Source organism: Kaistia sp. SLG-1 (assembly GCF_059699055.1).
In genome coordinates this window covers 291,776-306,274 of record NZ_AP048544.1, presented here as the reverse complement: position 1 = coordinate 306,274, position 14,499 = coordinate 291,776, and the positions used below count along the sequence as shown (strand labels likewise).

The window sequence follows — 14,499 nt, the reverse complement described above, 5'->3', positions numbered from 1 at the left end:
GCCGCTTGATACGCAGCCCTAGCGCTGAAACGCACGACCTATGCCAGCGAACAACCCCTTGAAATCCGCGAGATCTTTATCGCTCCCATCGTATTTTTCGAACTCAACCAAGAGTGCCTGCTTAAGGGATGATTTAGCGGAGTTTCTAGCCCTAGAATCTTGAGACGATATAGCTGTGACCAGCTCGTGCTGATCCCCGTAGACTTTTTTCTTGATCTCCGCCGGCAGAAGACCCTCAATACAATCACTGCCAGATACGGCGCGTCCGATTGCACAATAGTCCCTCGCCTCTAGCAGGCCGATTCTATCGAGAGACGCCTTCACCTCCTCCTTCACATCCAAATCGAATGTTACAAACACACGCCCAAATTTACTAATCATAAATTGCAGTATTGTCGTATTCTTAAGAGCATCCTTTCCGCCGTACGCCACAACTTCAACATCATCGGGAATACCATATATTGACGGATACTTTTCCCTGAAGATCTCAAAGTATCTTTTATCAATATCTCCCTCAACTAAAATAACTCGGTTGGAATTTACGCCAAACACCTTCTTCCAATGACCGAACTCCTCTGGAACTATTCCAAGATTCTCCGCAAATGGCAGCATCCAATCATCGCCTGAAGTATCTTTTATTATAGTATCTCGGGGAAGATTTCTATAAACTCGCCGCTCTAGGAGAATGTTTGCAGCAGGATCTTTTTGATTCAACATATACGGACTATGAGTGGTCGCTATTATTTGGATCTTTAACTCTTCGGCAAGCCCATTTAGGACTTGACCAAATTCCGCCTGAGCTGACGGATGCAGGAAGCTCTCAGGCTCTTCCACCAAAAATATCGGTGTTGAACGGTCCTTCTCTGTAACGGAAGAGCGCGTCCTGACCGCATCCAACACCGACATAAGCACTCGTGTTCGGTTCTGCGTTCCAGCCCCCCAATCCCCCAACGGAACCTCCACACTCTTGTCCGTCAGCTTTAGCTCAAGAGGGAATCTTGAGGATCTTCCGTTATCTATTGTGCCCAGCTCCACCTGGTACTTGTCACTTAGCTTGCCAAGCAGTTTTTCAAGCTCATCTTTGTGACTTTTCGCCGCCCGTTTTACCTTCGTCTTCAGGTTATTCTCGGCTTCTTCGATTCTTCGGCGATCATCGGGAGAAAAAGATGCCTCGAGAAACTCCGCGAGACCACTCCCTCTGTAAAAATAACTTCTCGTTGGAGCGGTGGAATTATGCAGAATTAAACTATTTACTGATCTGATTTTCTTTAATATCTCACTCGAATCGCGCTCTTCTAACTCCTTCCCCTCGACAAAACAAGAAATAGAACTCCTGTCGTCCTTATCTATCTTTTGGATGAATGATATTTTCACCACATTTGTTGGCATTATCAGCGCGCCAAATCTCTCGACGAAATAGAATATTTCCGAGTCATCTACTCGATCTAGCTGCAACTCGATTCTCAATTCGACTTCTTTGGCTCCTGTCGCCCACTGTGTCGAGTCACGCGCAAAAGAGAGCCGATCATTGTATAAATAGATCTGTTCTTCATCCTTATTTTCCAAGAAAAATCGAATTAACTTCACTACACCGGTCTTTCCGGCGTTATTCTTCCCAGATATTGCGCAATAGTTGTGAGTGAACTTGAAGCTGATGTCCTCAAGGGTCCGAAAATTATGAGCCTCAATCGAGCAAATTTTCATGATGCTGACCTAATAGAGAGGAAGGTGCCGTGCACAGATTGGCAGAGTACCCTCATAGGTTGCCATCGCGCTTCGTCTAATTTTGTCGACCTTCCACAGGGTATTGCGGGCTTCACAGGCGAGCTGGCGTCGAAACAAGAATGTCCCCCCTCCCCCTGACGTACGCCCCTCAAATTTCGGTTCCGCTCGCTTCGGCTTTGGCTTAGAACAGGCGCGGGCCGGGCGACCGGCGCCTTGCAGACAGCGCAAGCATTCATCGCAAGCATCTAACGCAAGAGTCATCGCGGCCCCACGTCGCGGGACAAGCCAGGGACGGAGACAACCATGACCAGCGGCGCCATTTACCCGAGCCTCAGGGATCGCACCGTGCTGATTACCGGCGGCGGTAGCGGCATCGGCGAATCGATCGTCCGCCACTTCGTCGCGCAGGGCTCGAAGGTCGGCTTCCTCGACATCAACGTCGAGGCCTCGGAAGCGCTGGTGAAGGAGCTTTCCGCTTCCGGCACCGTGCATTTCGAGAAGTGCGACCTGCGCGATATCGCAGCGCTCCGCCAGGCGATCGCCAATGTCCGCGAAAAGCTCGGGCCGATCACCATTTTGGTCAACAACGCCGCGCACGACCAGCGCCACAAGCTGGAAGACGTGACGCCCGAATATTGGGACGAGCGCTACCAGGTCAACATCCGCCACCAGTTCTTCGCGGCGCAGGCCGTGGCCGAGGACATGAAGGCGGCCGGCCATGGCGCCATCATCAACATGGGCTCGACCTCGTGGATGATCGGCCAGGGCGGCATGCCGGCCTATACCTCGGCGAAGTCGGCCGTGCAGGGGCTCACGCGAGGCCTCGCGCGCGACCTCGGCCCGTTCAATATCCGCGTCTGCTCGGTCGTCCCCGGCTGGATCATGACGCAGCGCCAGATCGACCTCTGGCTGACGCCGGAAGCCGAAGCCGACCTGATGAACAAGCAGTGCCTGAAGCGCAAGCTCTACCCCGACGACATCGCCAAGCCGGTGCTGTTCTTCGCCTCCGACGAGGCATCGGGCTGCACCAACCAGAGCTACATCGTCGACGGCGGCTGGGTCTGAGATCCCCGCTCTGAGGGAATCCCTCAAAAGCCCCCTCCCCGCCGGGAGGGGGCTTTTTTGTTTTTCGGGGCGGCCGTGCGTCCTTCGAGGCCCGGCTGCGCCGGGCACCTCAGGATGATGGGGTGCGTGGCGGGAGGGATCGGGCTCCCCCTCCCTCTTGTGGGGAGGGTCGGGGTGGGGGTACCGGCGCCGATCGATCCGAAGGCGCCCCTTCCCGGAAACCGCGAGGTGGTACCCCCTCCCTAGCCCTCCCCACAAGGGGGAGGGAATGGGCTCTCGCCCGCGACGACAGAACGACTACCCTTCGATGCGCTCGTGCACGGCAGGGCGTGGCGCGGGGGCTTCGCCGAGGCGGTAGGCGGCGCGGAGCAGCGACGCGGCGCGGTCGGCGTCCGCCTCGTTCCGCGCGTGCACGCGGCCGAGCGGCGTCTTCGCGTCGACGCGGGCGCCATGGCCGGCGAGGCCCGTGAAGCCGACGGAGAGGTCGATCGTGTCGGAGGCGACGCGGCGGCCGCCGCCCAGCTCGATCACCGCGACGCCGACGGCGCGGGTGTCGATCCCGTTCACATGGCCCTCGCCCTCCGCCAGCACGTCGCGGGTGACGGCGGCGCGGGGCAGATAGTCGCCGACGCGCTCGACGAAATCGGCGGGGCCGCCGAGGCCGGCGACCATGCGGCCGAAGCGCTCGGCAGCCTCGCCGGAGGCGAGCGCCGCCTCGAGCCGGGCGCGGCCCTCGGCGACGTCGGCGGCGCGGCCGGCGGTAACCAGCATCTCGGTGCCGAGCGCCAGCGTGACCTCGTGCAGCCGCGCGTCGCGCGCGGCGCCGGTGAGATAATCGACGGCGTTCCTCACCTCGACGGCGTTGCCGGCGGCGGAGGCCAAGGGCTCGTCCATGTCGGTGATCAGCGCCGTGGTGGCGACGCCGGCGCCGTTCGCCACCTCGACCAGGCTCTCGGCCAGCGTCCGCGCCTCGGCCCGCGTCGCCATGAAGGCGCCGGAGCCGGTCTTGACGTCGAGGACGAGGCCCTGCAGCCCGGCGGCGAGTTTTTTGGACAGGATCGAGGCGGTGATCAGCGGGATCGATTCGACCGTCGCGGTGACGTCGCGGATGGCGTAGAGGCGCTTGTCGGCCGGGGCGAGGTCCGCCGTCTGGCCGATCACCGCCGTGCCGACCTCGCGCACGACTTTGCGGAAGAGCGGCAGGTCGGGCTGGCTCCTGTAGCCGGGGATGGCGTCGAACTTGTCGAGCGTGCCGCCGGTATGGCCGAGGCCGCGACCGGAGATCATCGGCACATAGGCGCCGCAGGCCGCCACCATCGGCGCCAGCATCAGGGAGACATTGTCGCCGACGCCGCCGGTCGAATGTTTGTCGACGACCGGGCCGTCAAGCTCCGACCAGTCGAGTACATTGCCGGAATCCCGCATGGCCAAAGTCAGCGCCACCGCCTCGTCGCTCGTCATGCCGCGGAAGAAGACCGCCATGGCGAAGGCGGCGACCTGACCCTCCGAGACGGAGCCGTCGGTCAGCCCCTCGACCATGAAGCGGATCGCGTCGGCCGAGAGCACGCCGCCCTCGCGCTTCTGGCGGATGATTTCCTGCGGCAGCATGTTTTTTGTCTCTCCCTTTGGGCCCGTCCTTCGACCGGCTGCTTATCTCACCTTTCCCAGAGGGAGAGGTCGACGGCCGAAGGCCGGCGGGTGAGGGGTTAGGGAACCATCCGGAGAAGCCGCAACCCCTCACCCGGCCCTGCGGGCCGACCTCTCCCTATGGGAGAGGTGAAGAACCGTCAGACCGCCTGATCCTTCAGAAACCGGCGGATCAGCTTTTCCAGCTTCTTGGCGCCGACCGGGGCCATGTCCTTGGTTTCCTGGTGCGAGAGCTCGTCGCCCGTCATGCCGGCGCCGAGATTGGTGATGTTGGAGAAGGCGGCGACGCGGAGGTTGAAGAAGCGCGCCAGGATCGCCTCCGGCACGGTCGACATGCCGACGGCGTCGGCGCCGAGGATGCGCGCCATGCGGATTTCGGCCGGCGTCTCGAAGGAGGGGCCGGAGAACCACATGTAGACGCCGCGCGACAGCGGGATGCCGGCGTCCGTGGCGAGGCGCTCGAAGGCGGCGCGCCAGCCGAGGTCATAGGCCGTGGTCATGCCGACGAAGCGGGCGTCGCTTTCCTCGCCGATCAGCGGGTTGCCGCCGGAGAAATTGATGTGGTCGTCGAGCATCATCAGCGAGCCCGGGCCCATCTCCGTATGCAGCGAGCCGGCGGCGTTGGTAAGGATCACGCCCTCGCAGCCGAGCGCGGCGAGCATGCCGACGGCATTGCGCATTACCGCCGCGTCGCCTGCCTCGTAGAAATGCGAGCGGCCGGAGAAGACCAGGATCTCGACGCCCTCGAGCCGGCCGGCGACCAGGCTGCCGGCATGGGCCGAGACCTTGGAGACCGGCAGGCCCGGCAGCTCCGCATAGGGGATCGCGATCGCGTCCTCGACCGCGTCGGCGAGCGGGCCGAGGCCGGAGCCGAGCACGATGCCGAAGCGATAGGGCGCGTCGCGGCGGGCGCGGACGATCGCCGCCGCGGCGTGGCCGTCGTCGCGCGCCGTCAAGGCCGCTCGTCCAGCGAGAAGCCGGCCGGCAGCAGCTCGGCCATGGTGAAATCCTGGCCCTTGCCGGCGGGATCCGAGCAGTGGATCAGCGTCTGCGGATGCGCAAATTCCTTCAGCCGCTGGCGGCAGCCGCCGCAGGGCGTGCAGACGATGCCGCCATCGACCCGGTCAGCGACGACGAAGACGGCGGCGACGCGGCGGCCCTCGCCCGCAATGCCGGCGGCGATCATCTGGCCGAGCGCCGAGGTCTCGGCGCACCAGCCCTCCGGATAGGAGGCGTTCTCGACATTGGCGCCGACATGGATGCTGCCGTCGTCGGCGAGGATGGCGGCGCCGACGAAGAAGTTCGAATAGGGCGCGTGGGCGTTGAGGCGAACCGCCTGCGCCCGCTTCAGCAGGTCGGCGCGCGTTTCGGCGTCGAGGGTAGCCGTCACGTCAGCGCTCCTTCACATAGGGCACGCCGCTCGCGCGCGGCGGGATCGCCTTGCCGATGAAGCCGGCCAGAAGGATCACGGTCAGGATGTACGGCAGCGCCTGGATCAGCTGCACCGGCACTTCGCCGATGCCGGGCAGGATGATGCCCTGCAGGCGGATCGACGCGGCGTCGAGGAAGCCGAACAGCAGGCAGGTCAGAAGCACGTTGAGCGGCTTCCACTTGGCGAAGACGAGGGCGGCGAGCGCGATATAGCCCTTGCCGGCCGACATCTCGCGGATGAAGCCGGCCGATTGCGCCACCGACAGATAGGTGCCGGCAAAGCCGGCGAGGATGCCGCAGCAGATCAGCGCGCGATAACGCAGCCAGGAAACCGAGATGCCGGCGGTGTCGACGGCGCCTGGATTCTCGCCGACGGCGCGCAGCCGCAGGCCGAAGCGCGTGCGGTAGAGCACCCACCAGGTCAGCGGCACGGCGAGGAAGGCGAGATAGACGAGGATGTTCTGCCCCGAGATCAGCCGCGCATAAAGCGGGCCGAGGAACGGCACCGAGGCAATCTCGCTCGCATAGGGAAGCGTGATCTCGGTGAAGCGCGCGGAGTTCGGCAATTGCGGCGTGCGGCCGCCCTGGCCGAACCAGGCATTGCCGAGCTGGATCGTCAGGCCGGAGGCGATGAAATTGATGGCGACGCCGGAGATGATCTGGTTGCCGCGCTGGGTGATCGAGGCGAAGCCGTGCAGCAGGCTCAAGAGCACGCCGGTCAGGATCGCGGCGAACAGGCCGAGCCAGGGCGAGCCGGTGACGGTCGCGACCGAGGCGGCCGAGAAGGCCGAGAACAGCATCTTGCCCTCGAGGCCGATGTCGACGATGCCGGACCGCTCGGCATAGAGGCCGGCGAGCGCGGTGAAGACGAGCGGCACCGACAGGCGGACGGTGGCGGCGAGGATCTGGATCAGATCGGCGAACAGGCTTTCCATGATCGCTCCTCAGGCCGCGCCGGCGGCGGATGCCGGCCGGGATTTCGGTTTCGCCGCGAAGAGCGCGATCAGCGGCGGCCGGAACATGTGCTCGAGCGCGCCGGCGAACAGGATCACCAGGCCCTGGATCAGGATGATCATCTCGCGGGTGATGTTGGGCACCCAGAAGGAGAGCTCGGCGCCGCCCTGGTAGAGCACGCCGAACAGGATGGCGGCGATGATGATGCCGACCGGATGCGAGCGGCCCATCAGCGCCACCGCGATGCCGACGAAGCCGGCGCCGGCCGGGAATTCGACCTGCAGCTTGCCCATGTCGCCCATCACCGGGTTCAGCGCCATCATGCCGGCGAGGCCGCCGGAGATGATCATGGTGAGGACCACCGTCTTCACATAGGGAATGCCGGCATAGACCGCCGCCGTCGGGTTGGTGCCCATGGTGCGGATCTCGTAGCCGAAGCGGGTGCGCCAGATCAGCACCCAGACGACGAAGGCGGCGACCAGCGCGATCAGGAAGGCGACGTTGAACGGCGCGGCGCCGATGTCGAGCCCGAACCACTGCATCAGCCAGCCGAGCTTCGGCAGCTGGCCGCCCGGCTCGAACAGGCGGGTCTGCGGCGACATGTTGCCGGGCTGCTTGATGACGTTGACGAGCAGATAGACCATCAGCGCCGCGGCGATGAAGTTGAACATGATCGTCGTGATGACGATGTGGCTGCCGCGCTTCGCCTGCAGCCAGGCCGGGATCAGCGCCCAGAGCGCGCCGAAGGCGAAGGCCGCCGCCGTCGCCACCACGGCGGTGACGTACCAGGGCATGTAGCGGTCAAGCGCCAGCGCGGCCATGGCGACGCCGAGGCCGCCCAGATAGACCTGCCCCTCGCCGCCGATGTTGAAGAGGCCGCCATGGAAGGCGACGGCGACGGCAAGGCCCGTGAAGATGAAATTGGTGGCGTAATAGAGCGTGAAGGCGATGCCCTCGCCGGAGCCGAGCGCGCCCGACAGCATGTACTGCACCGCCTCGACCGGGCTCTCGCCGATGAACAGCACGACCAGGCCGGAAATGGCGAAGGCGACGAGGACGTTCAGAAGCGGCAGCAGGCCGAAATTGACCCAGCGCGGCAGGGTTCCGAGGGGAGCGCTCATGGGTGCAATCCGTTGATGTGGTGCGTGCCGAGATCCTCACCTCTCCCTGAGGGAGAGGTCGACGGCCGAAGGCCGGCGGGTGAGGGTTTAGGAAACTTGTCCGTGAGGGCGTAAACCCTCACCCGGCCCTGCGGGCCGACCTCTCCCTCAGGGAGAGGTGAAAGAGCTGATCCGGAAACGGGGAGCCGGTACCCCCTCCCCGGCCCTCCCCACAAGGGGGAGGGTGAAGAAGGGGAGCGACCGAAGCGCTTGGGCTCCTGCCTGCCAGCGGAAGACAGGTGCGACGACGGCGCGCGCACTCTGAAGTCAGCCGCATGATCCAGAATCCCCTCCCCCTTGTGGGGAGGGTTAGGGAGGGGGTACCGGCTCCGTCCATCCGAGAGGCGCGACGAGCCATTTCCGCAGTCGAAGCGGTAGTTGCCAGGTTCTCCCCGCGAGGGAGAGGGAGCGCGCGCGAAAAAAATCATTCCGCCGCCTCCCGGGCGATGCCGGCCATCATCAGGCCGATCTCCTGCTCGCCGGCATGCGCCTCCGGCTCGCCGACGACGGTGCCGGCGAACATGACGAGGATGCGGTCGGACAGCGAACGGATCTCGTCGAGCTCGACCGAGACCAGCAGGATCGCCTTGCTCTCGTCGCGGAGCGCAACGAGGCGCTTGTGGATGAACTCGATGGCGCCGATGTCGACGCCGCGCGTCGGCTGGCCGACGAGCAGGCAGGCCGGATCCCGCTCGATCTCGCGGGCGAGCACGATCTTCTGCTGGTTGCCGCCGGAGAAATTCGCCGTCTTCAGGCGCGGGTCGGCCGGGCGGATGTCGTATTTCTCGATCTTTTCGACCGCGTCGCGGCGGATGGCGTCGATGTCGAGGAACGGCCCCTTCAGGTATTTCGGGTCGTCCTGGTAGCCGAGGATGGCGTTTTCCTTCTCCTCGAAGGCGAGCACCAGCCCCATGTGGTGCCGGTCTTCCGGCACATGGGCGAGGCCCTTCTTGCGCAGGCGCGCCGGATCGAGCCGCTCGACCGGCTCGCCGTTCAGAAGGATGCGGCCCGAGGCCGGCTTGCGGATGCCGGCGATCGCCTCCAGCAATTCCGACTGGCCGTTGCCGGCGACGCCGGCGATGCCGACGATCTCGCCGGCGCGGACCTCGAACGACACGTTGTCGACCATGGTGACGCCGCGCGAATCCTTGACGGTCAGGTTCTCGACCGAAAGCACGACCGGGCCCGGCTTCGCCTCGCCCTTCTCGACCCTGAGCAGCACGCGGCGGCCGACCATCAGCTCGGCCAGCTCCGCCATCGTCGTCTCGGACGTCTTGCGGGTGGCGACCATCTCGCCGCGCCGCATGACGGAGACGGTGTCGGTGATCGCCATGATCTCGCGCAGCTTGTGCGTGATCAGGATGACGGTCTTTCCCTGCTCCTTGAGCTGCGCCAGCATGCGGAACAGGTGATCCGCCTCCGCCGGCGTCAGCACGCCGGTCGGCTCGTCGAGGATCAGCACCTCGGCGCCGCGATAGAGCGCCTTGAGGATCTCGACCCGCTGCTGCTTGCCGACGGGGAGCTCCTCGATGATCGCATCGGGATCGACGTCGAGCCCGTATTCGCGCTCGATCCGGCCGAGCTCGCCGCGGACGGCGGCCTCGCCGCGCTTCAGCAGCGCGCCGCCCTCGACGCCGAGCATGACGTTTTCGAGCACGGAGAAATTCTCGACCAGCATGAAGTGCTGGTGGACCATGCCGATGCCAGCCTTGATCGCCGTCTGGCTGTCGGTGATGCGAAGTTCCTTGCCGTCGACGAGGATCTGGCCGGAATCCGCATGGTAGAAGCCGTACAGGATCGACATCAGCGTCGACTTGCCGGCGCCGTTCTCGCCGATGATGCCGTGGATCGAGCCCTTGGCGACCGAGAGATTGATGTTCTTGTTGGCGTGGACCGGCCCGAAGCGCTTGTCGATGCCGACGAGCTCGATGGCAGGCGTGGAATCCAGGGTCGAAACGGTCATGGAAGGGCCCCGATACGGTCACGCCCTCCTGCGAGGGGACCGGGTATGTGTTCGCCATGCCGGGTCGAGGCCGGACCCGTCCGGGTCGGGCGCCTGGCCTCGGACCGCTCTCCGCCCGCCCGAGGGCAGGCGGAGGCGATATCCGGCGACGGCAACCGGTCCGCGATGCCGGAAGCTGGCATCGCGGTCCTCGTTCAGCGACGCGCCGGGCTTAGCCCGGGCACTTCTCGTCGTCCATGTAGTTATGGACCTTGACGGCGCCCGAGATGATGTCGGCCTTGGCCTTCTCGACGGCGGCCTTCATCTCGTCGGAGACGAGCGGCTTGTTGTTGTCGTCAAAAGCCCAGTCGACGCCGTTTTCCTTCAGGCCGAGGGCCTGGGTGCCGGCGGTGAACTTGCCGTCCTTGACGTCGGAGAAGGCGTTGTGCACCGCGACGTCGACGCGCTTCACCATCGAGGTGAGGATCTTGCCGGGATGCAGGTGGTTCTGGTTCGAATCGACGCCGATGCCGAGCTTGCCGGCGTCGACGGTCGTCTGCAGCACGCCGAGGCCGGTGGCGCCGGCAGCCGCGTAGATCACGTCCGCGCCCTGGTCGATCTGCGACTTGGCGAGCTCGCCGCCGCGCACCGGATCGTTCCAGGCGGCGCCCGTGGTGCCGGTCATGTTCTGGAACACGTCGGTCGCGCCGGCAGCCTTGGCGCCCTGCACGTAGCCGCAGCCGAACTTGCGGATCAGCGGAATGTCCATGCCGCCGACGAAGCCGACCTTCTTCGATTCCGACTTCAGGCCGGCGAGCACGCCGACGAGGTAGGAGCCTTCATCCTCGGCGAAGACGACGGAGCGGACGTTCGGCGCCTCGACGACGGAGTCGACCAGCACGAACTGGGTGTCCGGGAATTCCTTGGCGACCTTGGCGACCGCGTCGGTCCAGGCGAAGGAGAGCGCGACGACCGGGTTGAAGCCGCGCTTGGCGAAATTGCGGATCGCCTGCTCGCCCTGGGTGTCGTTCTGCGGCTCGAAATCCTTGTAGTCGATGCCCGTCTCGGCCTTGAACTTCTCCGAGCCGTTGTAGCCGGCTTCGTTGAAGGATTTGTCGAACTTGCCACCCGTGCCGTAAACCAGCGCCGGCTTGACGTCGGCAGCCCAGGCCGAGCCCGTCGCCATGAGCGCCACGACGGCCGCTCCAATGAACTTGCGGATCATGATGGTAGATCTCTCCTCTGAAAGGCTTGTTCTTGTGGCGTTGATCGCCAGTCCGAAGCGCCCCCTTGCGTTACCGACGAGCGGCAGCTGTTCCCAATTTCGCATGGCCCCTGACAAATTTCATGCGGTTTCTTTGGTCAGGCGCGCAACCATCCGCTGCTTTTCCCAGCGTCGCGGATCGTGTCTCGCAGCTTAGGCGGCGGGATTTTTTTATTCAACTGATCAAGAAATAGCGGTGGCCGACCGACGCGGAAAATGCGGCCACGCTCACTTTCGGCTTTTCCTCGGACCCCGATCTTTCTATCACTGGCACGCTATCACTGGGATGTCGGTCGCTCGGACCGTAGGGAGAACAGTCCATGGCGATCCGTCCGGCCCTCGCGCTGGTTGCCCACGACAAGAAGAAGGACGATCTCGTCGCCTTCGCCGTCACGCACCGGGCACGCCTCGCCGAGTTCGACCTCTACGCCACCGGCACGACCGGCGGCCGCATCATCGAGGCGGTGCCGGAACTGCCGGTGACGCGGCTGAAGAGCGGCCCGCTCGGCGGCGACCAGCAGATCGGCGCGCTGATCGCCGAAGGCCGCATCAAGGGCCTGATCTTCTTCGTCGACCCGCTGACGCCGATGCCGCATGACGTCGACGTCAAGGCGCTGATGCGGCTCGGCGCGCTTTACGATATTCCGATGGCGCTGAACGCGGCGACGGCCGATCTCCTGATCGCCCATCCCGACGCCTTCCTGCAGACCACCTGACACATCTACCGAACAACCCGTCGCCCGATCAGCCAACGCAAGGCACCATGACCACGATCACGACCCCTCGCGCCTTCGTTCCCTTCCCGGCGCTGATCGCCGATATCGGCGGCACCAATGCCCGCTTCGCGCTGGTGCCGGACGAGAATTCGCCGCCACTGCGCTTTCCGACGGTGCTGACCGCCGATTTCGCCACCATCGACGACGCCATCGCCGCGGTGCTGCCGCCCGACCTGACGCCGCACTCGGCCGTGCTGGCGCTGGCCGGCCCGATCCAGGGCGACCGCGTGCCGCTGACCAACTGCCACTGGGTGGTGGAGCCGAAGCGGATGATCGCCCGCTTCGGGCTCGACGAAGTGATCCTGCTCAACGATTTCGAGGCGCTGTCGCTGTCGCTGCCGGCGCTCGCCGGCGACGATCTCCTGCCGATCGGATCCGGCGCGCCGCTGACCAATGCCGCGCAGGTCGTGGTCGGTCCCGGCACCGGCCTCGGCGCCGCCGCCCTGATCCACGCCAACGGCACCTGGCTGCCGGTTCCCGGCGAAGGCGGCCATATCGACCTTTCGCCCGTGAGCGAGCGCGACTTCGAGATCTGGCCGCATCTGGAAAAGCCCTACAAGGGCGGCCCGTTCGCCCGCATCGAGGGCGAGACGCTGCTCTGCGGCAGCGGCCTCGTCCGCCTTTATCGCGCCGTCGCTTCCGCCAACGGCGTCGCGGCCCGCTTCGACAATCCGTCGGAGATCACCGCCGCAGCGATGGAGCGTTCCGACGCGAGCGCCGAAGAGGCGCTGGAGCTCTTCTGCGTGCATCTCGGCCGGCTCGCCGGCAATCTCGCCCTGATCTTCATGGCGCGGGGGGGCATCTTCCTTGCCGGCGGCATCGCCGCCAAGATCGCGCCCTTCCTGCAGCAGAGCGGATTCCGCGAGGCCTTCATCGACAAGGTGCCGCATCAGGCGCTGATGGACCGCATGCCGACCTCGGTCGTCGTCCATCCCGAACCGGCGCTCGCCGGCATCACCGCCTATGCCCGCCACCCCGACCTCTTCGGCATCGTCACCGAGGGAAGGCGCTGGCTGAAATAGGGCCGGCAGCGCCGCCGTCATTCCCTCCCCCTTGTGGGGAGGGAGAAGACCGTCGCGACGACGGCGTCGGCGAGGGTCCTGTCGAGGGGCTGGTGCCCGACCAGCAGCCGGTAGAACACCGGCGCGTAGATCATGTCGAGCAGCGCCTCCAGATCCGGCGGTGGCGCCATCTCGCCGGAAGCGATCGCACTTTCCAGGATCGTCCGCCCCGTCTCGCGGCTGGCCAGGATCACCTTGTTGCGGAACGCCTTGGTGAACTCGCTCTGCGGATCGGCCGAGGCCAGCGCCAGGGCGACCTGGCGGCCGCGCGTCGTGGCGAAGGCGGTGACGAGGCCGCGCATCTGCGCCAAAAGCCGCGCGCGCGCCGTGGCTCCCTCGGCCAGCGCCTCCGGCAGCGGGTTGGCGACGAGGGCGGCGAGCGCCAGTTCCTGCGCATTGGCCCAGTTGCGGTAGAGCGTCGGCTTGCCGACGCCCGAGCGCGCCGCGACCGCCTCGATCGACAGCCGGCCGAAGCCTTCCGCCATCAGGATCTCATGTGCGGCGCGGAGCGCGCGCTCGCGCGCTTCGGCGCTGGGCGGCCGGCCGGGTTTTCGCTTGGGAGGGCTTGCTTGACTCATTACGCAACGGAACGTAATCTAATCCCGGATGGGGTGCAAGGGAGACTACGACAGAAGCCAAGAGGGAGAGAGACCGTGGAACCGACGACACTTCGGGTCAGTGCCCATTTCATCACCAGGAACGCCGCCGAGGCGATCGATTTCTACAAGAAGGCCTTCGGCGCCGAGGAGATCTTCCGCATGACGGATCCCTCGGACGGCAGGGTCGGCCACGCCGAGCTCCGCTTCGGCGAGACGCTGATGATGATCGCCGACGAATATCCCGATTTCGGCGCCGTCAGCCCCGACACGGTCGGCGGCTCGCCGGTGACGTTCCACCTCGACACCAACGCGACCGACGCCATGGTCGAGCGGGCGCTGGCGGCCGGCGCGACGCTGCTGCGCGCCGCCGCCGACCAGAGCTTTGGCGAGCGCATCGCCCAGGTGCTCGACCCCTACGGCCATCGCTGGACGCTGTCGCAGAAGATCGAGGAAGTCGCGCCAGCCGAAATGCAGCGCCGCTGGGAGGCCGAGACCTCGGCGTGAGGCCGGCAAACCTCCGTCATCCCCGCGAAGGCGGGGATCCATGCAGCCGAAGCCTTGGCCTGCTAAAGCTCTGATATTTCTCAGAGAGCCCGGCGGAATGGATCCCCGCCTTCGCGGGGATGACGCCTGAGCTGGACCTGACCTCAGCTGATCCGCAGCAGGCTGGCGACCGCGATGTCCTCGCCGAGATCCGGCCAGTGCAGCGCCTCGCCGCGGCCGGTAATCTGCCAGTTCTCGCGCTCGGCCCGCGTCGCGCCGACGAGGCGGGGGAACCAGTCGATCGGGGTGGCGAGCTCGCGTCCGTCGGCAAGGCTCACGAGGAGCGCATCCTTGGTCACGGCGGCATCGATGGCGACGGGATCGATCTTCAT

The 14,499-nt window shown here is 65.2% G+C and carries 14 protein-coding genes; 4 read left to right on the top strand and 10 right to left on the bottom strand.

Translation table 11 applies throughout. From position 1 onward, the window contains the following. Positions 1-18: 18 nt before the first annotated feature. On the bottom strand, positions 19-1,704 hold the full coding sequence (locus AC6HZP_RS01385; protein ID WP_497525088.1) for an ATP-dependent nuclease: 1,686 nt from the start codon (positions 1,702-1,704) through the stop codon (positions 19-21). Positions 1,705-2,028: 324 nt separating this feature from the next. On the opposite strand from AC6HZP_RS01385, the gene AC6HZP_RS01380 reads away from it, so the two are divergent. Further along, entirely contained in the window at positions 2,029-2,790 is a 762-nt protein-coding gene (locus AC6HZP_RS01380) for an SDR family NAD(P)-dependent oxidoreductase (RefSeq protein ID WP_201401735.1), read from the top strand. Between the two features lie 297 nt (positions 2,791-3,087). On the opposite strand, the gene deoA is transcribed toward AC6HZP_RS01380, so the two are convergent. The 7 genes from deoA to AC6HZP_RS01345 all read right to left on the bottom strand — a co-directional run bounded on the left by deoA (position 3,088) and on the right by AC6HZP_RS01345 (position 11,149). Continuing rightward, positions 3,088-4,398, bottom strand: coding sequence for a thymidine phosphorylase (gene deoA, locus AC6HZP_RS01375; RefSeq protein ID WP_497525087.1), 1,311 nt, complete (start codon positions 4,396-4,398; stop codon positions 3,088-3,090). Positions 4,399-4,577: 179 nt separating this feature from the next. After that, complete coding sequence (locus AC6HZP_RS01370) at positions 4,578-5,393, bottom strand: purine-nucleoside phosphorylase (protein ID WP_497525086.1); 816 nt, start codon at positions 5,391-5,393, stop codon at positions 4,578-4,580. Then, on the bottom strand, positions 5,390-5,827 hold the full coding sequence (gene cdd / locus AC6HZP_RS01365) for a cytidine deaminase (RefSeq protein WP_497525085.1): 438 nt from the start codon (positions 5,825-5,827) through the stop codon (positions 5,390-5,392). Before cdd ends, AC6HZP_RS01370 begins: the two co-directional genes overlap by 4 nt. Position 5,828: 1 nt before the next feature. Then, positions 5,829-6,803, bottom strand: coding sequence for an ABC transporter permease (locus AC6HZP_RS01360; RefSeq protein ID WP_497525084.1), 975 nt, complete (start codon positions 6,801-6,803; stop codon positions 5,829-5,831). Between the two features lie 9 nt (positions 6,804-6,812). Continuing rightward, positions 6,813-7,943 (bottom strand): ABC transporter permease, encoded by a 1,131-nt coding sequence (locus AC6HZP_RS01355; protein ID WP_497525083.1) that lies wholly within the window; start codon positions 7,941-7,943, stop codon positions 6,813-6,815. Positions 7,944-8,406: 463 nt separating this feature from the next. After that, the gene (locus AC6HZP_RS01350) at positions 8,407-9,930 is read right to left on the bottom strand and encodes an ABC transporter ATP-binding protein (protein WP_201404631.1); all 1,524 of its coding nucleotides are present in this window, start codon (positions 9,928-9,930) and stop codon (positions 8,407-8,409) included. Positions 9,931-10,156: 226 nt separating this feature from the next. Continuing rightward, positions 10,157-11,149, bottom strand: a complete 993-nt coding sequence (locus tag AC6HZP_RS01345) for a BMP family lipoprotein (RefSeq protein WP_201401730.1) — start codon at positions 11,147-11,149, stop codon at positions 10,157-10,159. 359 nt (positions 11,150-11,508) lie between these two features. Between AC6HZP_RS01345 and AC6HZP_RS01340 the strand changes: the two genes are divergently transcribed. Together AC6HZP_RS01340 and glk are read left to right on the top strand one after the other, a co-directional pair. After that, entirely contained in the window at positions 11,509-11,904 is a 396-nt protein-coding gene (locus tag AC6HZP_RS01340; RefSeq protein ID WP_201401729.1) for a methylglyoxal synthase, read from the top strand. Between the two features lie 47 nt (positions 11,905-11,951). Next, positions 11,952-12,986, top strand: a complete 1,035-nt coding sequence (gene glk / locus AC6HZP_RS01335) for a glucokinase (protein ID WP_201401728.1) — start codon at positions 11,952-11,954, stop codon at positions 12,984-12,986. 17 nt (positions 12,987-13,003) lie between these two features. Here glk and AC6HZP_RS01330 read toward each other — a convergent pair whose 3' ends face one another. Continuing rightward, complete coding sequence (locus tag AC6HZP_RS01330; RefSeq protein WP_497525082.1) at positions 13,004-13,603, bottom strand: TetR-like C-terminal domain-containing protein; 600 nt, start codon at positions 13,601-13,603, stop codon at positions 13,004-13,006. Positions 13,604-13,678: 75 nt separating this feature from the next. Between AC6HZP_RS01330 and AC6HZP_RS01325 the strand changes: the two genes are divergently transcribed. Continuing rightward, entirely contained in the window at positions 13,679-14,128 is a 450-nt protein-coding gene (locus tag AC6HZP_RS01325; protein ID WP_497525081.1) for a VOC family protein, read from the top strand. A gap of 143 nt (positions 14,129-14,271) precedes the next feature. Here the strand turns inward: AC6HZP_RS01325 and AC6HZP_RS01320 are convergent, their stop codons facing one another. Then, the gene (locus tag AC6HZP_RS01320; protein ID WP_201401725.1) at positions 14,272-14,499 is read right to left on the bottom strand and encodes a DUF2442 domain-containing protein; all 228 of its coding nucleotides are present in this window, start codon (positions 14,497-14,499) and stop codon (positions 14,272-14,274) included.